Annotated in this window: 22 protein-coding genes and 1 tRNA gene; 14 read left to right on the top strand and 9 right to left on the bottom strand. The window is 72.8% G+C overall.

What is annotated here, in order from left to right:
- Positions 1 to 107: 107 nt before the first annotated feature.
- Both AB0L75_RS29260 and AB0L75_RS29255 read left to right on the top strand, forming a co-directional pair.
- On the top strand, positions 108 to 1091 hold the full coding sequence (locus tag AB0L75_RS29260) for an aldo/keto reductase (protein ID WP_365186635.1): 984 nt from the start codon (positions 108 to 110) through the stop codon (positions 1089 to 1091).
- Positions 1088 to 3523 carry a helix-hairpin-helix domain-containing protein gene (locus AB0L75_RS29255; RefSeq protein ID WP_365186633.1) on the top strand — a complete coding sequence of 812 codons (2436 nt, stop codon included), beginning with the start codon at positions 1088 to 1090 and terminating at the stop codon, positions 3521 to 3523. Before AB0L75_RS29260 ends, AB0L75_RS29255 begins: the two co-directional genes overlap by 4 nt.
- Before the next feature lie 120 nt (positions 3524 to 3643).
- Here AB0L75_RS29255 and AB0L75_RS29250 read toward each other — a convergent pair whose 3' ends face one another.
- A complete protein-coding gene (locus tag AB0L75_RS29250) occupies positions 3644 to 4360 on the bottom strand; it encodes a hypothetical protein (RefSeq protein ID WP_365186630.1) in 717 nt (238 codons plus the stop codon).
- A 47-nt stretch (positions 4361 to 4407) separates the two neighbouring features.
- Here AB0L75_RS29250 and AB0L75_RS29245 point away from each other — a divergent pair, with 47 nt between their 5' ends.
- Entirely contained in the window at positions 4408 to 4596 is a 189-nt protein-coding gene (locus tag AB0L75_RS29245; protein ID WP_043407302.1) for a DUF5703 family protein, read from the top strand.
- Positions 4597 to 4658: 62 nt separating this feature from the next.
- Here the strand turns inward: AB0L75_RS29245 and AB0L75_RS29240 are convergent, their stop codons facing one another.
- From AB0L75_RS29240 to AB0L75_RS29230, 3 genes are all read right to left on the bottom strand, one after another.
- Positions 4659 to 5495, bottom strand: coding sequence for a chaplin (locus AB0L75_RS29240; protein ID WP_365186627.1), 837 nt, complete (start codon positions 5493 to 5495; stop codon positions 4659 to 4661).
- A gap of 163 nt (positions 5496 to 5658) precedes the next feature.
- Positions 5659 to 5892, bottom strand: a complete 234-nt coding sequence (gene chpH, locus AB0L75_RS29235) for a chaplin ChpH (RefSeq protein ID WP_086563975.1) — start codon at positions 5890 to 5892, stop codon at positions 5659 to 5661.
- A gap of 146 nt (positions 5893 to 6038) precedes the next feature.
- The gene (locus tag AB0L75_RS29230) at positions 6039 to 7364 is read right to left on the bottom strand and encodes a M20/M25/M40 family metallo-hydrolase (protein WP_365186625.1); all 1326 of its coding nucleotides are present in this window, start codon (positions 7362 to 7364) and stop codon (positions 6039 to 6041) included.
- Between the two features lie 243 nt (positions 7365 to 7607).
- Between AB0L75_RS29230 and AB0L75_RS29225 the strand changes: the two genes are divergently transcribed.
- The 4 genes from AB0L75_RS29225 to polX all read left to right on the top strand — a co-directional run bounded on the left by AB0L75_RS29225 (position 7608) and on the right by polX (position 14996).
- Positions 7608 to 7695 (top strand) — tRNA-Leu (locus tag AB0L75_RS29225).
- 285 nt (positions 7696 to 7980) lie between these two features.
- On the top strand, positions 7981 to 11847 hold the full coding sequence (locus AB0L75_RS29220) for a Pls/PosA family non-ribosomal peptide synthetase (protein ID WP_365186622.1): 3867 nt from the start codon (positions 7981 to 7983) through the stop codon (positions 11845 to 11847).
- Positions 11848 to 11927: 80 nt separating this feature from the next.
- Complete coding sequence (locus AB0L75_RS29215) at positions 11928 to 13265, top strand: M1 family metallopeptidase (RefSeq protein WP_365186620.1); 1338 nt, start codon at positions 11928 to 11930, stop codon at positions 13263 to 13265.
- A 9-nt stretch (positions 13266 to 13274) separates the two neighbouring features.
- Positions 13275 to 14996 carry a DNA polymerase/3'-5' exonuclease PolX gene (gene polX, locus AB0L75_RS29210; RefSeq protein WP_365186617.1) on the top strand — a complete coding sequence of 574 codons (1722 nt, stop codon included), beginning with the start codon at positions 13275 to 13277 and terminating at the stop codon, positions 14994 to 14996.
- Between the two features lie 81 nt (positions 14997 to 15077).
- Here the strand turns inward: polX and AB0L75_RS29205 are convergent, their stop codons facing one another.
- Positions 15078 to 15389 (bottom strand): dsRBD fold-containing protein, encoded by a 312-nt coding sequence (locus tag AB0L75_RS29205; RefSeq protein ID WP_365186614.1) that lies wholly within the window; start codon positions 15387 to 15389, stop codon positions 15078 to 15080.
- A 91-nt stretch (positions 15390 to 15480) separates the two neighbouring features.
- Between AB0L75_RS29205 and AB0L75_RS29200 the strand changes: the two genes are divergently transcribed.
- Positions 15481 to 15855 (top strand): YchJ family protein, encoded by a 375-nt coding sequence (locus AB0L75_RS29200; protein WP_365186611.1) that lies wholly within the window; start codon positions 15481 to 15483, stop codon positions 15853 to 15855.
- Positions 15856 to 15872: 17 nt separating this feature from the next.
- Here AB0L75_RS29200 and AB0L75_RS29195 read toward each other — a convergent pair whose 3' ends face one another.
- On the bottom strand, positions 15873 to 16574 hold the full coding sequence (locus AB0L75_RS29195) for a FadR/GntR family transcriptional regulator (RefSeq protein ID WP_365186609.1): 702 nt from the start codon (positions 16572 to 16574) through the stop codon (positions 15873 to 15875).
- Positions 16575 to 16714: 140 nt separating this feature from the next.
- Here AB0L75_RS29195 and AB0L75_RS29190 point away from each other — a divergent pair, with 140 nt between their 5' ends.
- Together AB0L75_RS29190 and AB0L75_RS29185 are read left to right on the top strand one after the other, a co-directional pair.
- Positions 16715 to 17233, top strand: coding sequence for a gluconokinase (locus AB0L75_RS29190; RefSeq protein WP_365186606.1), 519 nt, complete (start codon positions 16715 to 16717; stop codon positions 17231 to 17233).
- Between the two features lie 39 nt (positions 17234 to 17272).
- Complete coding sequence (locus AB0L75_RS29185; RefSeq protein WP_365186604.1) at positions 17273 to 18670, top strand: gluconate:H+ symporter; 1398 nt, start codon at positions 17273 to 17275, stop codon at positions 18668 to 18670.
- A gap of 68 nt (positions 18671 to 18738) precedes the next feature.
- Here the strand turns inward: AB0L75_RS29185 and AB0L75_RS29180 are convergent, their stop codons facing one another.
- The 3 genes from AB0L75_RS29180 to AB0L75_RS29170 all read right to left on the bottom strand — a co-directional run bounded on the left by AB0L75_RS29180 (position 18739) and on the right by AB0L75_RS29170 (position 21242).
- Positions 18739 to 19365: a cytochrome b/b6 domain-containing protein gene (locus AB0L75_RS29180; protein WP_365186602.1), complete on the bottom strand. Its 627-nt coding sequence runs from the start codon at positions 19363 to 19365 to the stop codon at positions 18739 to 18741.
- The gene (locus AB0L75_RS29175; RefSeq protein ID WP_365186599.1) at positions 19349 to 20077 is read right to left on the bottom strand and encodes a molybdopterin-dependent oxidoreductase; all 729 of its coding nucleotides are present in this window, start codon (positions 20075 to 20077) and stop codon (positions 19349 to 19351) included. Before AB0L75_RS29175 ends, AB0L75_RS29180 begins: the two co-directional genes overlap by 17 nt.
- A gap of 118 nt (positions 20078 to 20195) precedes the next feature.
- Positions 20196 to 21242, bottom strand: a complete 1047-nt coding sequence (locus AB0L75_RS29170) for a hypothetical protein (RefSeq protein WP_365186598.1) — start codon at positions 21240 to 21242, stop codon at positions 20196 to 20198.
- 330 nt (positions 21243 to 21572) lie between these two features.
- On the opposite strand from AB0L75_RS29170, the gene AB0L75_RS29165 reads away from it, so the two are divergent.
- The 4 genes from AB0L75_RS29165 to AB0L75_RS29150 are packed head-to-tail and all read left to right on the top strand — an operon-like array spanning position 21573 to position 23753.
- Positions 21573 to 22469, top strand: coding sequence for a DMT family transporter (locus AB0L75_RS29165; protein ID WP_365186596.1), 897 nt, complete (start codon positions 21573 to 21575; stop codon positions 22467 to 22469).
- A gap of 42 nt (positions 22470 to 22511) precedes the next feature.
- On the top strand, positions 22512 to 23039 hold the full coding sequence (locus tag AB0L75_RS29160) for an NUDIX domain-containing protein (protein WP_365186594.1): 528 nt from the start codon (positions 22512 to 22514) through the stop codon (positions 23037 to 23039).
- A 10-nt stretch (positions 23040 to 23049) separates the two neighbouring features.
- A complete protein-coding gene (locus AB0L75_RS29155; RefSeq protein WP_365186591.1) occupies positions 23050 to 23442 on the top strand; it encodes a DUF202 domain-containing protein in 393 nt (130 codons plus the stop codon).
- Complete coding sequence (locus AB0L75_RS29150; RefSeq protein WP_365186589.1) at positions 23430 to 23753, top strand: DUF202 domain-containing protein; 324 nt, start codon at positions 23430 to 23432, stop codon at positions 23751 to 23753. The genes AB0L75_RS29155 and AB0L75_RS29150 overlap by 13 nt, the downstream gene beginning before the upstream one ends.
- Positions 23754 to 23775: the final 22 nt, after the last annotated feature.

Raw genomic sequence — 23775 nt, 5'->3', positions numbered from 1 at the left:
GGGGGCCGGGGGCAGTACCCGCGGAGCCGCACCGCCGTCCGTTTCCCGGCCGACCCGGTTATCCACAGGCACCCACCGCAAGGGTTCTGGCCAGTAATCTCGCCCGCATGGAGCAGAGGCATCTCGGCCGTACCGGCCTGCGCGTGTCCAGGATCGGACTCGGCACCCTCACCTGGGGCCGGGACACCGACGAGCACGACGCCGCGGACATGCTGAAGGCGTTCTGGGAAGCCGGCGGCACGCTCGTCGACACCGCGGACGTGTACGGCGACGGGGAGGCGGAGTATCTGCTCGGGCAGCTGATGGACCAACTCGTGCCGCGTCGCGACCTGGTGATCTCCACCAAGGCGGGCAGCGTCCCCGACCCCGACCGCCGCTTCGACGGCTCGCGCGGCCATCTGCTCGCCGCGCTCGACGCCTCCCTGGCCCGGCTGGGCACGGACCACGTCGACCTGTGGCACATCCATGCCTACGACCCCGAGACCCCGCTGGAGGAGACGCTCCAGGCCCTCGACATAGCGGTGAGCAGCGGCCGCGCCCGCTACGCCGGTGTCTCCAACTTCTGCGGCTGGCAGCTCGCCAAGGCGGCCACCTGGCAGCTCGCCGCGCCCGGCGTCCGGACCCGGCTGGCCAGCACGCAGATGGAGTACTCGCTGCTGCAGCGTGGCGTGGAGCGCGAGGTGCTGCCCGCCGCGCTGGACCTCGGCGTCGGCCTGCTGCCCTCCTCCCCGCTCGGCCGGGGCGTCCTGACCGGGAAGTACCGGCACACCACTCCCGCGGACTCGCGCGGCGCCTCCGAGCATCTGGCCCCGTTCGTGGAGCCCTACCTCGACGACACGGCGACCCGGATCGTGGACGCGGTGACGACGGCCGCCGACGGGCTCGCCGTCACCCCGCTCCAGGTGGCCCTCGCCTGGGTCCGGGACCGGCCCGGCGTGGCCGCGCCGATCGTGGGCGCGCGCAACGCGCAGCAGCTCACGGCGGCGTTGTCAGTGGAGGCCCTTAGTCTTCCTGACGAGATCTGCCGGGCGCTGGACGATGTGTCGGCGCCCGTGCACCGCTATCCCGATCACGACTGGAGCACGCTGTGAGCACGGAGCCGGAGACCACGGAGAACGCCGGGCCGGGGACGCCGGACACGCCTGAGACCCCGGCCGGGACGACCACACCCGAGGCGAGCCGCGCGGACGGCGCCGAGGACGGGGCCGACGTGAGCAGCGCCGAGGCCGGCGCGGGGACGAGCGACAACGCCGGCGCGGAAGGCGCCGGGAGCCCGAGCGGCGCGGAAGAGCCCGGGAGCGCGAGCGGCGGGGACGGCGGCCAGGGTTCGGGCGACGACGGCGGAGCCGGGGACGCGGACGCGAGCCAGGCCGACGGCAGGAGCGGTGCGGGCGACGACAGCGGAGCCGGAGACACGGACGCGAGCCGAGTCGGCGGCAGGACCGATGCTGGTGGTGGCGAGGGCACGGGCGCCGAGGGAGCCGAGAGCGGTGACGACACCGCGGGCCAGTCGTCCGAGGCGGAAGCCGAGTTGGCGGCCCAGCGGGTCGAGCGGGAGCGGATCGAGCGGCGCAAGGCCGAGAAGAAGGGCCCGATCGAGAGCGGCGCCAAGCTCAGCGGCACGGCGGCCGACCTGCTCGCGGCGGTGCGGGCGGTGGAGAGCGGCGAGAAACCGGCGGCCACGGTGTTCGCCGAGCCGTCCCCCGCGCCCCGCCGCCCGGCCCCGGAGCCGGTGCACCGGCCGCAGCCCGCGCCCGCCCCGGCTCTCGTCACACCCGGCGCCCCCGCACCGGGGACGGTGGAGAGCGTGCGCGGAGTGCTGGCCGAGGGCGGCGCGCCCGAGGCCCTGGCTCCCCAGGTGGCCGCGGCGCTCGGCGAGGGCGCCGATGCGACGCTCCGCGAGGACCCCTGGCACTTGCTTCGGATCAGCGGCGTACGGCCCGACCAGGCCGACGGATTCGCCCGGGCGCTGCTCGGCACCGCCTGCGGTCCGGGCGACGAGCGGCGGGGCCGCGCGGTCACCGTCTGGCTGCTGGAGCAGGCGGCCCTGGCCGGGCACACCGCGCTGGAGCTGCCCACGCTCGTCGCGGCGCTGGGCCGGCAGAGCGTGCCGGATCCGGACGCGGCCGTGCAGAGCACGCTCGCGGAGGGCGAGGCCCTGGCCTTCCAGGACGCCTTGGAGGAGCCGGGAGCGACTGCCCCACGGGAGACAGAAGAAGGCGAGGAGGACGAGGAGCGCCCGGTCCGGGTCCTCGTCGGCCTGGAGCGGTACGCGCTGGCCGAGGAGAGCCTCGCCGACGGTCTGGCCCGGCTGGCCAACTCGCTGTCCAAGGAGACCGATCAGGCCTGGCAGACGGCCGCCGGCGCCGTCTCCGGCGGGGCGGCCGAGCTGGTCCGCGCGGTGGCCGGGCACGGTCTGGTGCTGCACACCGGCGGGGAGGCGGCCCGCGCCGAACCGGCCGCGCTGCTCGGTGCCGCGCGCGCCGCGGGCCTGCGGGCGTTCGCCGTCTGCCACACACCCGACGGACGCCACCGCCTCGCCGCGCTGCCGGGAGCGGACCCGGCGGAGCAGTGCGTGGGTACGGTCGCCGGTCTGCTGTCCGGTGCCGAGGGCCCGGGCCGGGACGCGGACGGCGCGCTGGAACTGGACCTGCTGATCGTGCTCGACGCACCGCAGCTCGACGTGGAGAGCGCCGCGATGCTGGTGGAGTCGCTGCCCGACGGGGCCCGGCTGGTGCTCAGCGGCGACCCGGTGGTGCTGTGGTCGGCCGGTCCGGGGCGGGTCTTCGCCGATCTGCTCGCCGCCCGTGTCTGCCCGCAGATCGCCTCCCGTGTCCCCGGCCACGGCCCGCTCGGCGAGTTGGTCTCGGGCATCGGCATCGGCGAGCTGAACCAGGTCGAGGCCCCCGGCAAGGAGATCGTCATCGTCCCGGTGCGCGACGCCAGCGAGGCCGTGCACCGGACGGTCCAGCTGGTCGCGGACTCGGTGCCGCGGGCGATCGGGATCCCCGCCGACCAGACCGTGGTGATCACACCGGGGCACGGCGGCGCGGCGGGCACCCGCGCCCTCAACTCCGCGCTGAAGGAACGCCTCAACCCCGGGCCGGGCCGCTTCGGCGGCTTCGACCCCGGCGACCGGATCGCCTACTCCCCCGCACCGGGCCGTACGGCGTTGGGCGTGGTGGTGAAGGCCGACGCGGACGGGCTGCATCTGTCGTGCGGGGGCGCCCCGGTGGTCGTACCGCGCGAGCGGGTGGAGGGCGCCGTACGGCACGGCTGGGCGCTGACCGCGCACCAGGCGGTGGGCGCCCGCTGGCCGGCGGCGGTCGTGGTGCTGCCCGGCGACGCGGCGCAGACCCTCAGCAGGCCCTGGGTGTACACGGCGTTCGGCCGGGCGGAGCGGCATCTGTCCGTGGTGCACGGCGTGGAACAGGCCCTGCCCAAGGCGGTGGCGGAGACACCGGCCAAGCCCCGTACGACCCGCTTGCAGACACTGCTGCGCACGCAGGTCCCGAACACCTAGGTCCCTTTCCGCCCGGTCTTCGCGCCACACCGGCGCTCAGCCACGGCGGCGCTCAGGCACGGCGACGGGATCCGGCGGTGCCGAACCGGCCTCAGGCCACCCGGCACCGCCGGACTCCGCTCACTTCTCGGCGTCCAGCGGCTCCAGATCCCCGTCCTCGACCTCGTCCTCGTCTTCGTCTTCGTCTTCGTCCTCGACGAATTCGAGATCGTCCTCCTCGTCGGAGACGTCGTCGTCGAACACCGCGCTCACATCGAAGCGGCACACCACCCGCTGCGGATCGATGTGGTCGAACGGCGCCTCCAGCCACTCGCCCGCCTCGGGGGCCTCGTCCGCCGCGGTGACCCAGAGCGTGGAGTCGCCCTCCTCCAGGCCGAACTCCTTGTGCCGCGAGGCGATCTCGTCCGGTTCGAACTCGCCGAACAGGATGCCCAGCGCCCCCGGGACCGTACTGGCGGCATCGTCGGCCAGACCGCCCGCGGCCTCGTACTCCGCCGCCTCGACACGCTGGGCCTGCGCCAGCAGCCGCTGCGGTTCCGCCACGGCGTAGTCACGGCGGATCAGCACACTGATCGCGTTCGGTTCCTCGGGACCCGCGTACGGCGGCAGCTCCTCCGTCCCGGGGATCTCGAAGGGCGTGACCTCGTCGTAGCGGTCGTAGAGCAGCTCGTCGTACGCCTCGGCGGCCGCGGCCAGCTGGTTGAACGCCTCAAAGACGGCCGGGTCGTCCTCCCCCGACCTGCGTTCGACGGCCGCCAGATGACGATCGAGGGCGGTCTTGACCGCCTCGGCGGCGGCGCGTACCTCGGCAGCGGTGGGCTGCGCAACATCAGACATAGTGCAGACGCTATCCGTACCGGGCCCCAGCCCGCACAATAGATGCGATGCCGGAATACGAATTTGTCGACGTGTACGTGCCTCGCGGGGTGTCCCGCAAGGAGGCCACGCGTCTGCTGACGGACCATGCCGAGTACGGACACTGGGAGTTGGACCGACTGAGCCTGCTGCGCGACGGCAGCCGCAAGGTGCGGTTGCGCCGGCGGATCATCCGCCAGGTGCGTGCGACGTGGTGAGCGTGGACAGCTGAACGGAGCGGGCCCCGCCGGCATGGCAGGGCCCGCTCCGTTTGCCGTACCTACGCCGTGGCCCGCGCCTTGCGGTAGAGCACCGCGCCCGCGAGCAGCGCGCCCGCGCCGGCCGGCAGCGCGAGTCCTACCGGCAGATCAGTGCCGGTGTGCGCGAGCTGCCCGGTGGTCGGAGCCTCGCCGGAGCGGCCGCCCTGCTGGTTGACCTGCGAGGACCCGTGGGGGCCGTGGGGCGTGTGACCGCCCTTGCCGGGCGGGGTCGTCGGGTTGCCCGGGTGGCCCGGCTGACCGGGATGGCCCGGATGCCCGGGGTGGCCCGGCTGTCCCGGGTGACCGGGGTGGCCCGGGTGCCCAGGGTGACCGGGGTGGCCCGGGTGACCCGGATGGCCCGGCTTTCCGGGCGGGTTTCCGTGGCCGCCGCCCGGCGGCTGGGAGTGGTCGCCGCCGCCTCCGTTGACGCAGTTGTTGCCCGCCGTGCCGTTGCCGACGCCGATGACGTTCACGCTGTTGCCGCAGACGTTCACCGGGGCGTCGATCGGCACCTGCACGGTGTTGCCGGAGCCGACGCCCGGCGAGCCGCTGGTGTGCCCGCCCGCGTGCGAGCCGCCGGAGCCGCCGTGGCCCCCCGACGCGCCGCCGGAGCCGCCCTGGTTGGCGCAGCTGTTGCCCGCCGCCGGGTTGAGCAGCCCGACGACGTTCACGGTGTTGCCGCACACGTTCACCGGCGCGTGCACCGGCACCTGCACCGTGTTGCCGGACAGTACGCCGGGCGAGCCGGCGGCGGCGCCGAACGCGCCCGCGTCGGCGTGGGCATAGCCGCTCGCCGCGGCGATCACACCAGTGGCGGCCGCCACCGTCATCAGGCCCTTGCGGGTGCCCTGTCGCATTCTGATTTTCCCCTGCCTTCGATCCTGCTGTGCCTCGCGATTGCGTTGCGTGGCGACCCTCGCGGATCGTGTCTCCGCGCAAGAGGCCGGTCGGCCCCGGAGCGCATGGCACGCGCTCCGAGGCCGACGGCTCGAAAAAGACGCCCCCCTCAGGAGGTCGTCGTCACTTGTTGACGCAGGTGTTGCCGAAGGCGGGGTTCAGGAGCCCGATCACGCTGACCGTGTTGCCGCAGACGTTCACCGGGACGTGCACGGGCACCTGAATGACATTGCCGGAGACAACGCCCGGCGAGTGCACAGCGGCACCCTGGGCTCCGGAGTCTGCGACGGCGAGGCCCGCGCCCGCGAGAACCAGCCCACCGGTGGCAGCCGCAGCAGCGACGACCTTCTTGATCATTATTCCTCCTTGTTGGCAATGCGACTCCAAGGTGCGGAGTCACATCACCTGTAACGAGGAGGAACTAATGAAGCTACGAACCGATCGTCGCATTCACCCGTTCCAGTCATCCCCGTACGCGCGCCCGAATATCTCGGCCCAGAGCCTCACGACGCGTCGATGAACCGGTCCAGCACGCGCACCCCGAACCGCAGCCCGTCCACCGGCACCCGCTCGTCCACGCCGTGGAACATGCCGGCGAAGTCCAGCTCCGGCGGCAGCTTCAGCGGGGCGAAGCCGAAGCCGCGGATGCCGAGGTCGTCGAAGGACTTGGCGTCGGTGCCGCCGGAGAGCATGTAGGGGATCGCCTTGGCCGTGGGGTCCTCGGCCAGCAGCGCGGACTGCATGGCCGCCACCAGCGCCCCGTCGAAACCGGTCTCGACGGCCTTGTCGGCGTGCACGTCCTCGCGCCGTACGTTCGGGCCGAGCAGCCGGTCGAGGTCGGCGAGGAACTCCTCCTCGTACCCCGGCAGGAACCGTCCGTCGATGTGCGCGGTGGCCTCGCCCGGGATGACGTTGACCTTGTAACCGGCGTTCAGCTGCGTGGGGTTGGCGGTGTTGCTGAGGGTCGCGCCGATGAGCTTGGCGATGCCGCCGAGCTTGGCGAGGGTGGCCTCCATGTCCTCCGGGTCCAGCTCGGTGCCGAGCGCGTCGCCGAGTTCGTCGAGGAAGGCCCGGGTGGTCTTGGTGACCCGCACCGGGAACTTGTGCCGGCCGACCCGGGCCACGGCCTCGGACAGCTCGGTGATGGCGTTGTCCCGGTGGATCATGGAGCCGTGCCCGGCGGTGCCCGCCACGGTCAGCTTCATCCAGTGCATGCCCTTCTCGGCCGTCTGGATCAGATAGAGCCGCCGCTGCTCGTTCACCGTGAACGAGAAGCCGCCCACCTCGCTGATCGCCTCGGTGACGCCCTCGAACAACTCGGGGTGGTGGTCGACCAGGTGGCGCGCGCCGTAGGTGCCGCCCGCCTCCTCGTCGGCGAGGAAGGCGACCACGATGTCCCGCGGGGGGCGCCGGCCGCTGCGCAGCCGGTCGCGCACGACCGCGAGGGTCATGGCGTCCATGTCCTTCATGTCGACGGCCCCGCGCCCCCACACGCACCCGTCGGCGACCTCGCCGGAGAAGGGGTGGTGGGTCCAGTCGTCGGCGTTGGCCGGTACGACGTCCAGGTGGCCGTGGATCAGCAGCGCGGGCCGGGACGGGTCCTCGCCCTCGATGCGGGCCACCGTCGAGGCGCGGCCCGGGTGCGACTCGTAGATCTTCGGTTCCAGCCCGACCTCGGCGAGCTTCTCGGCGGTCCACTCGGCGGCCCGGCGCTCACCGGGGCCGGAGTGGTCGCCGTAGTTGCTGGTGTCGAACCGGATCAGCTCGCGGCAGAGGTCCACGACCTCGTCCTCGCCGGTGACGGTCCTGGCCGTGTCCGTCTCGCTCACGTGCTTCCTCCCGCTGTCACTGCTGGCTGTCGCACCGGGTCGCTCCTCGGCTGCCCCGGTCCTCTCATCCTCTCCCCGCCGCCGCCCGGCGCCCAAGGCCGGTCCCGGCCCGTCACACGCCGTTCACGCGCGACGGGCCCTGGGCGGGGGGTGATCAGCCACCCCCGAAAGCCTGGTAATGTTTCCTTCGTCGCCGCGAGGGAAGCCCCGACGAAAGGGACTCCCCCGCACGACAGACACCTTGTCCGGGTGGCGGAATGGCAGACGCGCTAGCTTGAGGTGCTAGTGCCCTTTATCGGGCGTGGGGGTTCAAGTCCCCCCTCGGACACCAGTGAGGGCCCCTGTTCATCAGGGGCCCTCTGCTTTTGTCGGCTCCCTGGTGGATCGCGGGAGCACCGGAGCGCCGGAGCGCACCAACTACCCTGGGGTGTCTGCTCCTTGACGGTGCGTGTGGGCCATCTCTCGTCCGGCGGGAAGATCGGCAGGTCAGCGGGGACGGGGCCGGGCCGCCCCGGTCACCCGGACGGCCCTCCGAGTGGCTGGAGGAAGGGGCGGAGCCTAGCGTCGTACTAAAATATCCGGCTTGTCAGTCAGCCGGACCCGACGTGAGGACCCGATGGCAGCGATAGACGAGAGCAGCGCTCTCGGCCTGCTCGACGAAGAGATCCGCACGCAGTTCGGCGACCGGGCGCGGTTCTCCGCGGGGCCCGCCGCCCCGCCCCGCACCCTGGTCGACGTCTTCGAGGCGACCGTGCGGTCCCATCCGGACGAGCCTGCCCTGGACGACGGTACGACGTGTCTCACCTACCGTGCGCTGGCCGTCGAGGTGGAGCGGCTGCGGCGGCGGCTCGCCGGTGCGGGGGTCGGGCTCGGGGACCGGGTCGGGGTGCGGGTCCCGTCCGGGACCAATGAGCTGTACGTCGCGATCCTCGCCGTCCTCGCCGCCGGTGCCGCCTATGTCCCCGTCGACGCCGAGGACCCGGACGAGCGGGCCGAGCTGGTCTTCGGGGAGGCGGAGGTGCGGGCCGTCGTCGGGGCCGGGCACACCATCACCGTCACCGTGGGGGGCACCGCCGGGTCCCCCGCCGCGCGGCCCGGCATCGAGCACGACGCGTGGATCATCTTCACCTCCGGGTCCACGGGCAAGCCCAAGGGCGTCGCCGTCACGCACCGCGGTGCCGCCGCGTTCGTGGACGCCGAGGCGGCCCTGTTCCTCACCGAGGAGCCGATCGGGCCCGGCGACCGGGTCATGGCGGGTCTGTCCGTCGCCTTCGACGCGTCCTGCGAGGAGATGTGGCTGGCCTGGCGGTACGGCGCCTGTCTGGTGCCGGTGCCGCGGTCGCAGGTCAGGAGTGGCGCCGATCTCGGTCCCTGGCTGGTCGAGCAGGAGATCACCGTGGTCTCGACCGTGCCGACGCTGGCCGCGCTGTGGGAGCCCGAGGCCCTGGGTGACGTACGGCTGCTGATCTTCGGCGGGGAGGCCTGCCCGCCCGAGCTGGCGCAGCGGCTGGTCACCGAGGGGCGCGAGGTGTGGAACACCTACGGGCCGACCGAGGCGACCGTCGTGGCCTGTGCGGCGCTGCTCACCGGTGCGGAGCCCATCAGGATCGGGCTGCCGCTGAACGGCTGGGAGCTGGCCGTCGTCGATGACGCCGGTGAGCCCGTGCCCATGGGGGGCAGCGGGCAGCTGGTGATCGGCGGGGTCGGGCTCGCGCGGTACCTCGACGCCGAGAAGGACGCGGAGAAGTACGCGCCGCTGGAGTCCCTGGGGTGGGAGCGGGCCTATCGGAGCGGCGACCTGGTCCAGGCCGACCCCGAGGGGCTGGTCTTCCTGGGGCGGGCCGATGAGCAGATCAAGCTCGGCGGGCGGCGGATCGAGCTGGGCGAGGTGGATGCCGCGCTCCAGGCGCTGCCAGGGGTGGCGGGAGCCGCGGCCGCCGTGCGCACCGCCCGCAGCGGAAACCAGCTGCTCGTCGGCTATGTCGTCACCCAGGACGGCTGGGACCACCCGGCCGCCGTCGAGAAGCTGCGGGCCGCGCTGCCCGCCGCGCTGGTGCCGTTGCTCGCGCCCGTCGCGGAGCTGCCCACCCGGACGTCCGGGAAGGTGGACCGGGCCGCCCTGCCCTGGCCGCTGGAGAGCGTTCAGACCCCCAAGGCCGATCTGTACGGCACCGAGGCCTGGCTCGCAGAGCAGTGGGCGGAGGTGCTGGGCACCCCGGTGACGAGCGCCTCCGACGACTTCTTCGCGATCGGCGGCGGCAGTCTGGCCGCCGCCCAGCTCACCACCCGGCTGCGCACCCGCTACCCGAGCGCCGCCGTCCTCGACATCTACCAGCAGCCGGTGCTGCGCAAGCTGGCCCGGCGGCTGGAGGACTCGGCCCAGGACGACGGCACCCGGCGCACTGTCGCCCCGGTGCCGGTCCGCGCCCAGGCCGTCCAGCTGCTGCTGCTTCTTCCGCTGGTCACGCTGCTCGGGCTGCGCTGGACGCTGGTGCTGGCCGCCGTGGGGAACCTGCTGCCCGGCTACGCCTGGCTGCCGACGGCCTCTTGGTGGCTGCTCGCGGCCGGCGCGCTGCTGTTCTTCACTCCGCCCGGCCGGATCGCCGTGGCGGCGGGCGGAGCGCGGCTGCTGCTGCGGGGCCTTACGCCCGGCCGGTATCCGCGGGGCGGGAGTGTGCATCTGCGGCTGTGGACCGCCGAGCGGCTGGCCGAGTTCACCGGGGCCACCGGGCTGACCGGGTCCTGGCTGGAGCGGTATGCGCGGGCGCTGGGCGCCAAGGTCGGGTCCGAGGTGGACCTGCACTCGCTGCCGCCGGTCACCGGCATGCTCCGGCTCGGCCGGGGCGCGGCCGTGGAGTCGGAGGTCGACCTGTCCGGTTACTGGCTGGACGGCGACCGGCTGGAGATCGGCCCGGTCAGGGTCGGTGCGCACGCCGTCGTCGGTACGCGCAGCATGCTCTTCCCGGGCGCCCGTGTCGGCAAGCGGGCCGAGGTGGCCCCCGGTTCGGCGGTCACCGGGCAGATCCCGACCGGTCAGCGGTGGGCGGGCGCGCCCGCGGTCAAGCTGGGCAAGGCCAAGCGCAACTGGCCGAAGGAACGCCCGCAGCGGGGCACGTACTGGCGGGTGATGTACGGCATCACCGGGCTCGCGCTGAGCGCCCTGCCGCTGCTCGCGGGCGGGGCCGCGCTGCTGGTCGCCCGGCTGTTCGTGGCGCCCGGCGGCTCCCTCGCCGAGGCCCTGCGGGGGGCCGCGCTCGGGCTGGTCCCGGCCACGCTGGCCTACGGGCTGGCGTACGCGCTGCTGATCCTGGTCGCCGTGCGCGTGCTCAGTCTGGGGCTGCGCGAGGGCACGCATCCGACGCACGGCCGGATCGGCTGGCAGGCATGGACCGTGACCCAGCTGATGGACCGGGCCCGGGAGACGCTGTTCCCGTTGTACGCGGGGCTGGTGACGCCGGTGTGGCTGAGGTTGCTGGGGATGCGGATCGGGCGGGGCGCCGAGGTGTCGACCGTGCTCGCGCTGCCGAGCCTGACCACCGTCGGCGACGGGGCGTTCCTGGCCGACGACACGCTGACGGCGCCGTACGAGCTGGGCGGTGGCTGGGTGCGGATCGGGCGCGCGCGGATCGGGCGGCGGGCCTTCCTCGGGAACTCCGGGATGACCGCGCCGGGCCGGCGGGTGCCGGACGGCGGCCTGGTCGGTGTGCTGTCGGCGACGCCGAAGAAGGCGAAGAAGGGCACCTCGTATCTGGGGCTGCCGCCGGTGAAGCTGCCGCGCAGTGCCGCCGACAGCGATCAGAGCCGTACGTACGACCCGCCGGCCCGGCTGCTGTGGGCGCGCGGGCTGGTGGAGCTGTGCCGGATCGTGCCGGTGCTGTGCTCGGCGGCGCTGGCCGCGGCGACGGTGGCGGCGCTGTGTGCGCTGGGCCCGTGGGCCTGGGCGCTGTCGGGTGCGGTGCTGCTCGGGGCGGGTGTGGCCGCGGCGCTCGTGTCGGTCGTCGCGAAGTGGCTGCTCGTGGGGCGGCACCGGGCCGGGGAGCATCCGCTGTGGAGCTCCTTCGTGTGGCGCAACGAGTTGGCGGACACCTTTGTCGAGGTGCTGGCGGTGCCTTGGCTGGCCGGGGCCGTGCCGGGGACGCCGGTGATGACGGCGTGGCTGCGGGGGCTCGGCGCGCGCATCGGCAGGGGCGTGTGGGTGGAGAGCTACTGGCTGCCGGAGACGGACCTGGTGACCCTGGAGGACGCCGTCACCGTCAATCGCGGCTGCGTCCTGCAGACACACCTCTTCCACGACCGGATCTTGCGGACGGATACTGTGGTTCTCCGTGAGGGCGCCACGCTGGGCCCTGGCGGGATCGTGCTGCCCGGCAGCACGGTCGGGGCCCGTACGACCCTGGGTCCCGCGTCGCTCGTCATGGCCGCGGAGTCCGTCCCGGACGACACCCGCTGGCTCGGCAACCCGATCGAGGCATGGCGTTCCTGAGCGCGGGCCGCTCGGGTCGGGAGCGGGTGAGGGATGCACCGGCACTCAGTGGTGGCACAGCGCAGGGAGCAGACACAGCAGTGGCAGTTCAGCAGTCGGTCGGTCCGGACTCGTACTTCCCGGACAACGGTGACGCCCGCTACCGGGTGCATCGCTATGAGCTAACGCTGGACTACCGCCCGGGTCCGAACCGGCTGGCGGGCACCGCGCGGATCAACGCCATCGCGGGCCGCGCGCCGCTGCCCGAGTTCCAGCTCAACCTGGCCGATTTCAGGATCGGCCGGATCCGGGTGGACGGCCGCCAGCCGCACTACACGCACCGGGGCGGCAGGCTGCGGGTGAAGCCGGCCAAGCCGATCCGGGCCGGGGCCGCCTTCACCGTCGAGGTGCACTGGTCCGGGAACCCGAGGCCGGTGGCCAGCCCCTGGGGCGGGCTCGGGTGGGAGGAGCTGGCGGACGGGGCGCTGGTGGCGAGCCAGCCCGTCGGGGCGCCGTCCTGGTACCCGTGCAACGACCGGCCCGCCGACAAGGCGTCGTACCTGATCTCGGTCACCACGCCGTCGGCGTACGCGGTGGTCTCGGGCGGGCGCCTGCTGACCCGTACGACGAAGGCGTCGACGACGACCTGGGTGTACGAGCAGTCCGCGCCGACGTCCAGCTATCTCGTCGGTCTCGCGATCGGGAAGTTCCAGACGGTGCTGCTGGGCGATCCGGGGCCGGGCGGGGTGCCGCAGCACGGGCACATCCCGGCCCATCTGCTGCCCGGGTTCTCCCGGGACTTCGCGCGCCAGCCCGCGATGATGGAGCTGTTCCAGGAGCTGTTCGGGCCGTACCCGTTCGACGAGTACGCGGTCGCGGTGACCGAGGAGGAACTCGACGTGCCGGTCGAGGCACAGGGGTTGTCGCTGTTCGGCTCCAACCATGTGGACGGCGCCCGGGGTTCGGAGCGGCTGGTGGCGCACGAGCTGGCGCACCAGTGGTTCGGCAACTGCGTGTCCATCGCCGACTGGCGGCACATATGGCTGAACGAGGGCTTCGCCAAGTACGCGGAATGGCTGTGGTCCGAGCGCTCGGGCGGCCGTGGCGCCCAGCAACTGGCGGCCGCCGCACACCGGTTGCTGGCCGGGCTGCCGCAGGATCTGCGGCTGGCGGATCCGGGGCGCAGGTCGATGTTCGACGACCGGCTCTACGAGCGCGGCGGACTGACCCTGCACGCGGTGCGCTGCGCGCTGGGCGACGACGCGTTCTTCCGCATGGTGCGCGGCTGGGTGCGGCTGCACCGAGGCGGGTCGGTGACGACGACCACGTTCACCGAGCATGTGGCCCGGTTCGCGGACGAACCGCTGGACGGCCTGTTCGAGGCGTGGGTGTACGGGGCGAAGCTGCCGCCGCTGCCGATGCGGCTGGAAGTTCCCTAGACTTGAGGTGTGGCCCGGCCCAATGACGAGGTCGAGGCGCTCCTGCAGGAGTACGCGGACCTCGTCGCCATCACGGGAGGCGACGCTTTCAAGGCGCGCGCCTACGAGAAGGCGGCGCGTGCCATCGGCGGGTATCCGGCCGACATCGCCAAGCTGGACGAGGACGGCCTCAAGGAGATCCCGAACGTGGGCCGGTCGATCGCCGACAAGGTGATCGAGTATCTGCGCACGGGCAAGATGGCGGCGGTCGAGGAGCGCCGAGCGAAGATCCCCGCCGGGGTCCGGGAGCTGATCACCATCCCGGGTCTGGGCCCGAAGAAGGCGCTGCGGCTCTACGAGGATCTGCACATCGCGTCGGTGAGCGAGCTGGCCGCGGCGATCGAGGCGGACGCGCTGGCCGACCTGAAGGGTTTCGGCGAGAAGACGCAGGACAACATCCGGCACGGCATCGAGCTGCTGCAGCGGGCGGGCACCCGGGTGCCGCTGTCGCTGGCCCTGGACACCGCCGAGGGGATCGTCGCCGAGCTGTCCGGGGTGACCGGGTGCAGACGCTGCGCGTACGCCGGCTCGCTGCGCCGGATGCGGGAGACCGTGGGGGATCTGGACGTGCTGGTCGCGGCGAAGCGGTCGGATGCGTTCATGGCGGCGCTGTGCGAGTTGCCGGCCACCGCGGAGGTGATCGCGCGGGGCACGAAGAAGACGTCGGTGCGCACCGCCAAGGGGCTCCAGGTCGATCTGCGGGTGCTGCCGCCGGAGTCGTGGGGCGCCGGAATGCAGTACTTCACCGGCTCCAAGGCGCACAACATCCGTACCCGCACCATCGCCGTGCACCAGGGGCTGAAGCTCTCCGAGTACGGCCTGTTCGACGCCGAGAGCGGGGATTCGCTGGCCTCCCGCACCGAGGAGGAGGTGTACGCCCGGCTGGGGCTGCCGTGGATCGCGCCGACGCTGCGGGAGGACCGCGGTGAGATCGAGGCGGCCCTGCACGGCGAGCTGCCCGAGGTGGTGACCGAGCGGGACATCCGCGGTGACCTGCACACCCACACCGATCTCACGGACGGCCTGGCCCCGCTGGAGGAGATGGTGGCGGCAGCCGCCGAGCGCGGTTACTCGTACTACGCGGTGACGGACCACGCGCCCAACCTGTACATGCAGCGCATGACCGACGAGAAGGTCCTCGCCCAGCGGGAGCGGCTGCGGGAGCTGGACGGTACGCGGCACCGGATGCGGCTGCTGCACGGCACGGAACTCAACATCGATCCGGACGGCGAGGTGGACTGGCCGGCGGAGTTCCTGGCCGGCTTCGATCTGTGCGTGGCCTCCCTGCACTCGCACTTCGACCTGGGCAGGAAGGCGATGACCCGGCGGCTGGTGCGGGCCTGCGAGAACCCGTACGTCAATATCCTCGGGCACCCGACGACCCGGCTGATCGGCAAGCGGCCGGGCGTCGACGCGGACTGGGACGAGGTGTTCGCGGCGTGCGCGCGCACCGGCACCGCGCTGGAGGTCAACGCCCAGCCGGACCGACTGGACCTGCGCGACGAGGACATCCTGCGGGCCAGGGAGCACGGGGTGAGGTTCGCCGTGAACACCGACGCCCACGCCGTGCCGCACCTCGCGCACCTGCGCTACGGCGTCGGCACGGCGCAGCGCGGCTGGCTCACCCGGGACGACGTGATCAACACCTGGCCGCTGACGCGGCTGCGGCGGTTCCTGCGCAAAGGGAGATAGGGGCGCAAGGGGAGACAAGGGCGCAAGGGCCGGTGCGGGACCTCACTCCCGGGCCTCACTCGCGGGCCTCACTCGCGGGCTTCACTCCCGGTCCATCCACAGCGGTGAGGGGTCATCCGTCTCGTTCGATCCCACCGCCCTCATGTCGCCGTCGGCGGCGCGCAGCAGGATCCGGCCCATGGCGATGAGCGCGCGTCCGGCCGCGAGTTCGTCGCCGATCTCCGGCACGTCGGGGTCGTACGGGCTGCGGCGGGCCTCGGCGCAGCTCTCCAGGACGTTGTCTCCGGTGTCCAGGACGATCCGGGCGGTGGTGTCCGGGTCGTGCTCGGAGAGGTACAGGTCCAGCCGCCACTCCTTGACGGCCGGAGGACGGCTGGTCACGGGTCGGGTCATGGTCCGTCACTCCTCACTGTGCTGCGCTGCCCTTCCACTGTGCATCCCACCCGGCGCGAACGCCTCCCCTGGTGCGGGCAGAATGTGGGCCATGACCTCGCGCACCTGCCCCTGCGGACTCCCCCAGCCGTACGACGCCTGTTGCGGCCGCTTCCCCACCGGGCCCGCGGCCGCGCCCAGCGCCGAGCTGCTGATGCGCTCGCGGTACAGCGCGTTCGTGACGGGGAACGCCGGGTACCTGCTGCGCACCTGGCATCCGCGGACCCGGCCCGAGCGGCTGGACCTCGACCCGCGGATGACGTGGACGGGCCTGGAGATCCTGGACACGACCGACGGGTCCGCCTTCCACACCACGGGCACGGTGACCTTCCGCGCCTCCTACCGGGGCGGTTCGCTGCACGAGCGCAGCCGCTTCGAGCGGGTGGACGGGGCGTGGGTGTACGTGGACGGCGACTTCCTGGACTGAGCCGCCGCGTACGTGAACTAGGGCGCCAGGATGTCCAGTTCCTGGAGGGCGCCCATGGTGATCTCTCTGGTCAGCTGCTCGGCGCGGGTCGCGTCGCCCGCGCGGACCGCCTCCGCGACCTGCACATGCAGGGTGACCGCCGCCGGGTCGGGGTCCTCGAACATGACCTCGTGATGGGTGCGGCCGGCCAGGACCTCCGCGACGACGTCGCCGAGCCGGGCGAACATCTCGTTGCCGGAGGCGTTGAGGATGACCCGGTGGAAGGCGATGTCGTGGATCAGGTAGCCCTCCAGCTTGTGACCGCGTGAGTTGGCCACCATGCCGAGGGCGCACTCGGTGAGTTCGGCGCACTGCTCGGCCGTGGCGTGCCTGGCGGCGAGGCCGGCCGCGACCGGTTCGACCGCCGAGCGCAGCACGGTCAGCGAGCGCAGCTGATGCGGGCGGTCGGCACCCGCGAGGCGCCAGCGGATGACCTGAGGGTCGTAGACGTTCCACTCGGCCTTGGGGCGGACGGTGACGCCGACCCGGCGGCGGGACTCGACCAGGTGCATGGACTCCAGCACGCGGACCGCCTCGCGCATCACGGAGCGTGAGACCTCGAAGTGCTGGGCGAGTTCGTCGGTGCGCAGGACGCTGCCCGGCGGGTACTCGCCCGCAGTGATCGCGGGGCCGAGGGTGTCCAGTACATGGCCGTGCAGCCCCCGGCCCGGTGTGGTCATGCACTCAGAGTACGGCGTGGATCACACCCCCAAAAAGTCAGACTTATATGTCACAGACTCTTGAATTCGTCGTACCTAATGGGCTTCAGTGTGGCGACGCCGATGTGGCGTCGGATGTCGAGGAAGACAGCGAGGCAGTCATGCGAACCCCCCAGGTCGTCGTCGTGATGGGCGTCGCGGGGACGGGCAAGACCACGATCGGTCCCCTGCTCGCCGCGCGGCTCGGCGTCCCGTACGCCGAGGGCGACGACTTTCACCCCCGGGCCAACATCGACAAGATGTCGGCCGGGATCCCGCTCGACGACGCCGACCGGTGGCCCTGGCTGGACGCCATCGGCCACTGGGCGCACGGGCGGGCCGGACTGGGCGGGGTGGTCAGCAGTTCGGCGCTGAAGCGGTCGTACCGCGACCGGCTCAGGGCCGCCGCTCCCAAGATCGTGTTCGTGCACCTCACGGGCGACCGGAAGCTGATCGAGGACCGGATGACGCGGCGCCGGGGGCACTTCATGCCGACCGCGCTGCTGGACTCCCAGTTCGCCGCGCTGCAGCCCCTGGAGCCGGACGAGCCGGGAGTCGCCGTGGACGTCAGCGGCAGCCCGCAGGAGATCACGGAGCGTGCCGTGCGGGCACTGGACGCGCTTCCCGTCGCATCCGAGTAACACCCCACCCCCGTCCCCCGTAACCGCAAGGGAACCCCCGTGACCAGACTCAGCGTCGAGATGCTGGCAGCGGACGCGCCTCCGCCGATCACCTCCGCCGTCCACGCCCAGCTGGGCATCGGCGTCCTGGTGGGCATCGCCGTGATCGTCCTGCTCATCACCAAGTTCAAGCTCCATGCCTTCCTCGCGCTGACCGTCGGGTCACTGGCGCTCGGAGCGGTCGCCGGGGCGCCGCTCGACAAGGCGATCACCAGCTTCACCACCGGGCTCGGCGCCACGGTGGCCGGCGTCGGCGTCCTGATCGCGCTCGGGGCGATCCTGGGCAAGCTGCTCGCCGACTCCGGCGGCGCGGACCAGATCGTCGACACGATCCTCGCCAAGGCGGGAGGGCGCGCCATGCCGTGGGCGATGGTGCTCATCGCATCGGTGATCGGCCTGCCGCTGTTCTTCGAGGTCGGCATCGTGCTGCTGATCCCGGTCGTGCTGATGGTCGCCAAGCGCGGCAACTACTCCCTGATGCGCATCGGCGTCCCGGCCCTCGCCGGTCTGTCCGTGATGCACGGCCTGATCCCGCCGCACCCCGGCCCGTTGGTCGCGATCGACGCGGTCAAGGCCAACCTGGGCGTGACCCTGGCGCTCGGCATCCTGGTCGCGATACCGACCGTGATCATCGCCGGTCCGCTGTTCTCGAAGGTCGCGGCCCGCTGGGTGGACGTCCCGGCGCCCGAGCGGATGCTGCCGCAGCGCGCCTCGGACGAGCTGGAGCGCCGTCCGGGCTTCGGCGCGACGCTCGCCACCGTGCTGCTGCCGGTGGTGCTGATGCTGGCCAAGGCGCTGGTGGACATCGTCATCGACGACCCGGCCCACACCACCCAGCGGGTCTTCGACGTCATCGGCTCCCCGCTGATCGCCCTGCTCGCCGCCGTGCTCGTCGGCTTCTTCACGCTGGGCCGGCCCGCCGGGTTCAGCAAGGAGCGGCTGCGGGAGACCGTCGAGAAGGGCCTGATGCCCATCGCCGGCATCCTGCTGATCGTCGGCGCGGGCGGCGGCTTCAAGCAGACGCTGATCGACTGCGGTGTGGGCCAGATGATCCTGGACGTCTCCAAGGACTGGTCGATCCCGGCGCTGCTGCTGGCCTGGCTGATCGCGGTCGCAATCCGGCTGGCCACGGGGTCGGCGACGGTGGCGACGGTCTCGGCGGCGGGCCTGGTGGCGCCGCTCGCGGCCGGCATGTCGACCACGCACACCGCCCTCCTGGTCCTCGCCATCGGCGCCGGCTCGCTCTTCTTCAGCCATGTCAACGACGCCGGCTTCTGGCTGGTGAAGGAGTACTTCGGGCTGAGCGTCGGGCAGACCGTCAAGACCTGGTCGGTCATGGAGACGATCATCTCGGTGGTCGCCGGCGGCCTGGTCCTGCTCCTCTCGCTGATCATCTAGGGGTACGGCGACGGCGGCATGACGAGCGTCCTGCGGAAAGGGGCTGCGGGAATGCTGGACTATGTGAACTAAGGGCGCCACAGCGGGTGTTCCCGCCGTGCCCAGTCCCTGCTCACCGTCCCCGTGCGCAGCCCCCTGCGCGCCTCCGGGTCGCCGAGGGCCATCCCGATGTGACCGGCCAGGACGACACCGATGGTCAGCGCGAGCCAGTCGTGGACGAAGGTCGCCGAGGTGCGCCACATCAGGGGGGTGAGGTGGGTGAACCACATCATCAGGCCGGTGCCGAGCATGACCAGCGTGGCGCCGGCGATCCAGGCGGCGTAGACCTTCTGGCCGGCGTTGAACTTGCCTGCCGGGCGCGAGGAACGGCGCTTGTCGCGGACCAGCGCGGCGAGCAGCCAGATCCGGTCGTGCGGGCCGAAGCGGTTGAGGAAGCGCAGGTCGGCGCGGAAGGCGCGGGAGGCGAGGCCCAGCAGCACCGGCACCGGAAGGGCGAGCCCGGCGCACTCGTGGACGCGGACGACCAGCTCCCGGCGGCCGACCATGATCGCGAGCTGGGGGATGTAGAGGACGGCCGCGGTGAGCACGCAGACGCCCATCAGCGCGGCCGTGGTGCGGTGCACCCAGCGTTCGGCCCGGCTGAAGCGGTGGATCCGGGCGCCGGGCGGGGCCGGGGTGTCAGCTCGTAGGCTCATCGGTCCGTCCGTTCGAGCGGCCGACCCAGGCGTCGACGTCGTAGCCGAGGTGCTCCCAGTAACCGGGCTCGACCCGGTCGGTGACCGTGATCCCGGAGAGCCACTTGGCCGACTTGTAGAAGTACATGGGGGCGACATAGAGGCGGACCGGGCCGCCGTGGTCGTGGCCGATGTTCTTGTCCTGCATGCGCAGGGCCACCAGGATGTCCGGGCGGCGGGCCTGGTCGAGGGTGAGGCTCTCGGTGTAGGTGCCGTCGAAGCAGGTGAAGCGGATCGCCTTCGCGGTGCCGCGCACTCCGGCCGCGTCCAGCAGGTGGGACAGGCGTACCCCCTCGAAGGGGGTGCCAGGGACCCGCCAGCCGGTCACGCACTGGACGTCCTTGACCAGCCGGGTCTGCGGCAGGGCGCGCAGGTCGGCGAGGGTGTAGGTGCGCGGGCGGTCGACCAGGCCGTCGATGCTCAGCTGGTAGTCCGCGGCGTTCTTGTGCGGCACCGAGGCGGCGACGGAGTAGTAGCGGAAGCCTCCGCCGTTGGGCAGCAGGCCGGTCAGGCCCGTGGGGTCCTTGCCGGCGACGGCGCCGAGGACGCCCTCCAGGCCGCGTTGCAGCGTGGGCGCGGCGACGAGGCCGAGCGCGCCCAGGCCGAGGGTTCCGAGGAAGATGCGGCGGCCGACGGGCCTGCCGTCCTGTCCCTCGGATTGTTCAGAGTTCACGTATTCATTCGAGCACTCGGGGCCCCGCGGGGCCAGGGGATCGATTCTCCGGTCAGACTTCCGTAATCACTTCTTACGCGGGTCTCAGAAACCCGTACGGACGCAAGGGCCGGGCCGTTCAATGCCCCGCCGCGCGGGCGCGGGCCGTCTGGAAGGCCGCCCGGGGATCGCGGTGCGCATAGGACCAGGGCTCCGGGGTGGCGTGCCGGCCGATGCGCCGGAAGAGGGCGGCGGCTTCGGCCGGGCGGCCGGCGCAGGACAGGGCGAAGGCGAGGTGGTTGAGGTCGATGTGGCGGCGGGGGTGTTCGTCGTGCTCCCACTCCAGCCACCAGTCGAAGGCGGCGCACAGGATGCGCCGGGCCCTCGGGCCGGACCAGTGCCCGCAGGCGGCCGGGTCGGCGGGGGCGAGGCCGGTGACGGCGAGGACCCGGTGGCGCTCGGCGTACGCGACGACCGGCAGCAGGGCGAGCGGGGAGTCGGCCGGGGCCTCGGCGGCGGCCAGCTCGGCGAGGTCGTACACCTCGTGGTCCTCGGCCGCCCGGCCGCCACAGGGCCGTTCGGCGAGGCGGGCGAGGAGCAGATGGTGGGCGTGGTGGTGCTCGGGGTGGCGGCGGCGCAGTTCGGCGAAGGCACCGAGCACCTCGCGCTCCGGGCCGAGGGTGCGGGCGAGCCGGAGCAGACCGAGCCAGGGGGTGGGGTCGGCCGGGGCGAGCGCGGCGGCAGCGGCGCAGGCCTCGCGGGCCGGGCCGGGGTCCTCCTTGCCGCGCAGGGCGCGCTGCACCTGGGCGAGGGCGTACAGCGCGGCGGCGTCGGCGGAGCCCGGTTCGGCGTTCAGCCAGTCGCTCGCCCAGGCCGCGGCGTACGGTTCCCGGGCGAGCACGGTGAGGCGGTGGCCGCGGCGGTCCCAGTCGTCACCGGTGTGCCGCAGCAGGGAGCGGGCGGCCTGCCGTCGGCCCTGGGTCAACGCGGCGCGTGCGGTGCGCAGTTCGGCGTCGTCGAAGGTGTAGTCGAAGGTGTCGTCGAAGGCGTCACCGGAGGCGTCACCGGAGGCACCATCGGGGTTGTCGCCGAAGCGGCCGTCCAAGGGACCGGTCGAGGGGCCGGCCGAGGGACCGGCTGAGCGGCCGTCCAGGCGGGCGCCGAGCAGGGGTGGGATTGGGGGCACCGCGGGACTTCCTGTTTCTCGGGCTGCCATCGACCGATCACGCACAGCAAACCCTCAGCCAAGGATCGCGTCAAGCGGAACGAGACTGATATCGGCTTCAACTACCCTGTCCTCCAAGGAACTTGGGGAACTCCACGCAGGTGACCCGGTGCGCGGGCGGAGGTGCCCGGTGAGCTGCTGTGGCGTACGCCATGGCGCCGGGCGGCCGGGCCACGGAGCATGGCCGGTCAACCGCCCTGTTCCGCGTACTTCCGGGTCGATGCCGTCCCGGGAGCGCTACAGTCGGCCACTACGCGCCCGTGGTCCGGCCGGATGATCGAGGTACGCAGCGTGTCCGTTCTGGTTCTCCTTCTCGCCGTGAGTGCGGCCTGCTGTCTGGGCTTCGGGTTCGTGCTCCAGCAGAACGCCGCGCAGCAGGCACCGCTCAGCGACTTCCTGTCCTTCCGGCTGCTGCTGGACCTGGTGCGGGTGCCGCGCTGGCTGGGCGGGCTCGGGCTGATGGTGGCGGGCATGGTGCTCGGCGCGATCGCCCTCGGCAAGGGCGAGATCTCCCTGGTCGAACCGCTGCTCGCGACCAATCTGCTGTTCGCGCTCGCCCTCTCCCGGTACCAGACCAAGCAGCCCCTGGGCCGTCAGGGCTGGGCGGGGCTGCTGCTGCTCGCGGGCGGGGTGAGCGCGTTCATCACGGCGGGTGAGCCACGCGCCGGGCACGCCGTCTCCGACCCGCTGCGGCACTGGCTGATCATCGGCGCGATGGTGGGCGCGGCCCTGGTGCTCACGACGTACGGCAAGCGCTCCCGGCTGAGCTGGGGCCCGGTGCTGCTGGCCACCGCCGCCGGACTGCTGTACGGCGTGCAGGACGCGCTGACCCGGGTGAGCGGCATCCGGTTCTCCGAGGGCGGCTTCCCCGAGCTGTTCACCGGCTGGCAGCCGTACGGCGTGCTGGTGTGCGGGGTCACCGGGCTGGTCCTGGTGCAGAGCGCGTTCGAGACGGCTCCGCTGCGTATGTCGCTGCCCGCGCTCACCGCCGCCGAGCCGCTCGCCGGGATCCTGTGCGGCGTCGGCTTCCTCGGCGACCGGCTGCGCACCGACACCGGGGCGCTGGCCTGGGAGGCGGCCGGACTCGCGGCCGTGGTCGCGGGCATCGTGCTGCTCGGGCTGCACCCCGCGATGCCGTGCGGCACGGCCGAGACGGAGTCCTCCGCCCGGGACCTCCAGCGCCGCTGAGCCCAGCCCCCTGTCCGGAGGGACCCCTGCTTGGATGGGGGCATGAACCCTGCTGAGGAGATCCTCGACATCGTCGACGAGAACGACCGGGTCGTCGACCGGGTCCCGCGCGGCGAGGCGTACGCCCGGGGCCTGCGCCACCGCTGTGTGTTCATCGAGGTCCGGGACGCGGCCGGCCGGCTCTTCGTGCACCGGCGCACCGCCACCAAGCTGGTCTTCCCCTCGCTGTACGACACGTTCGTCGGCGGAGTCGTCGGGGCGGGCGAGTCCTACGACGAGGCCGCGCTGCGGGAGGCCGAGGAGGAGCTGGGCGTGAGCGGGCTGCCCCGGCCCGCGTTCCTCTTCAAGTTCCTGTACGACGACGGCGCCGGCAACAGCTGGTGGTCGGCGGTCTACGAGGTGCGCTGCGAGCTGCCCGTGCGACCTCAGGCCGAGGAGGTCCAGTGGTACGGCTTCCTGCCCGAGGAGGAGGTCGAGCGGCGGCTCGGCGGCTGGGAGTGGGTGCCGGACGGGCTCGCGGCGTACGAGCGGCTGAAGGCGTTCCGGGGCGGCCGGCGGGCCGCCGGTTAGGGTCGTCGGTGTGAGCGAATTCGTGCAGAACATCCGGCTGTGGTTCGCGCCGGAGCGGGTACGGGACGAGGGCGCCACGCCCGACTACCGGTTCTCGCTGGCCAACGAGCGCACCTTCCTGGCCTGGCTGCGCACGGCGCTCGCGCTGATCGGCGGCGGATTCGCGGTGGACCAGTTCCTGCCTCATCTGCCCTGGGCGTGGCGGGTCGGTCTCGCGCTGGCGCTGCTCGGCGCCGGTGTGCTGTGCTCGCTGCGCGCGGTGAACCACTTCGTGCGCTGCGAGCGGGCGATCCGGCGCGGCGAGGATCTGCCCGCGTCCCGGTTCCCCGCGGTGCTGAGCCTGGTCGTCGCGGTGGTGGCCGTGGCGATGGTCGTGGTGGTGCTGGCCGGATGGGCGGGGTGAGCGCGGCCGGGCGCGATCCGGGGCTGCAGCCGGAGCGCACACGGCTGGCCTGGCGCCGTACGACCCTCTCGGCCGCCGTCGTCGCCGTACTCGCCGTCAGGACCGCCCTGCGCGGTGGCGCCTCGGCCACCTCGGTGACCGTCAGTGCCCTGTGCTGTGTGCTCTTCCTGGGGTTCCTGTGGGTGGCCCACCGCCGGATCCGCGCCCTGGCCTCCGCCGTCCGGCCGCCCGCGCTCGCTCCCCGGCACGCGACGGCGGCGGTGCTGTGCGCGGTGGCACTGGCGGCGTGCGCGGCCGTCCTCGCCTTCTAGTCCCCGTTACGTCCCTGTCCCC

This window comes from Streptomyces sp. NPDC052101 (assembly GCF_040680235.1).
In the GTDB taxonomy this organism is placed as follows: domain Bacteria; phylum Actinomycetota; class Actinomycetes; order Streptomycetales; family Streptomycetaceae; genus Streptomyces.
This window is presented reverse-complemented; position numbering and strand designations above follow the sequence as displayed.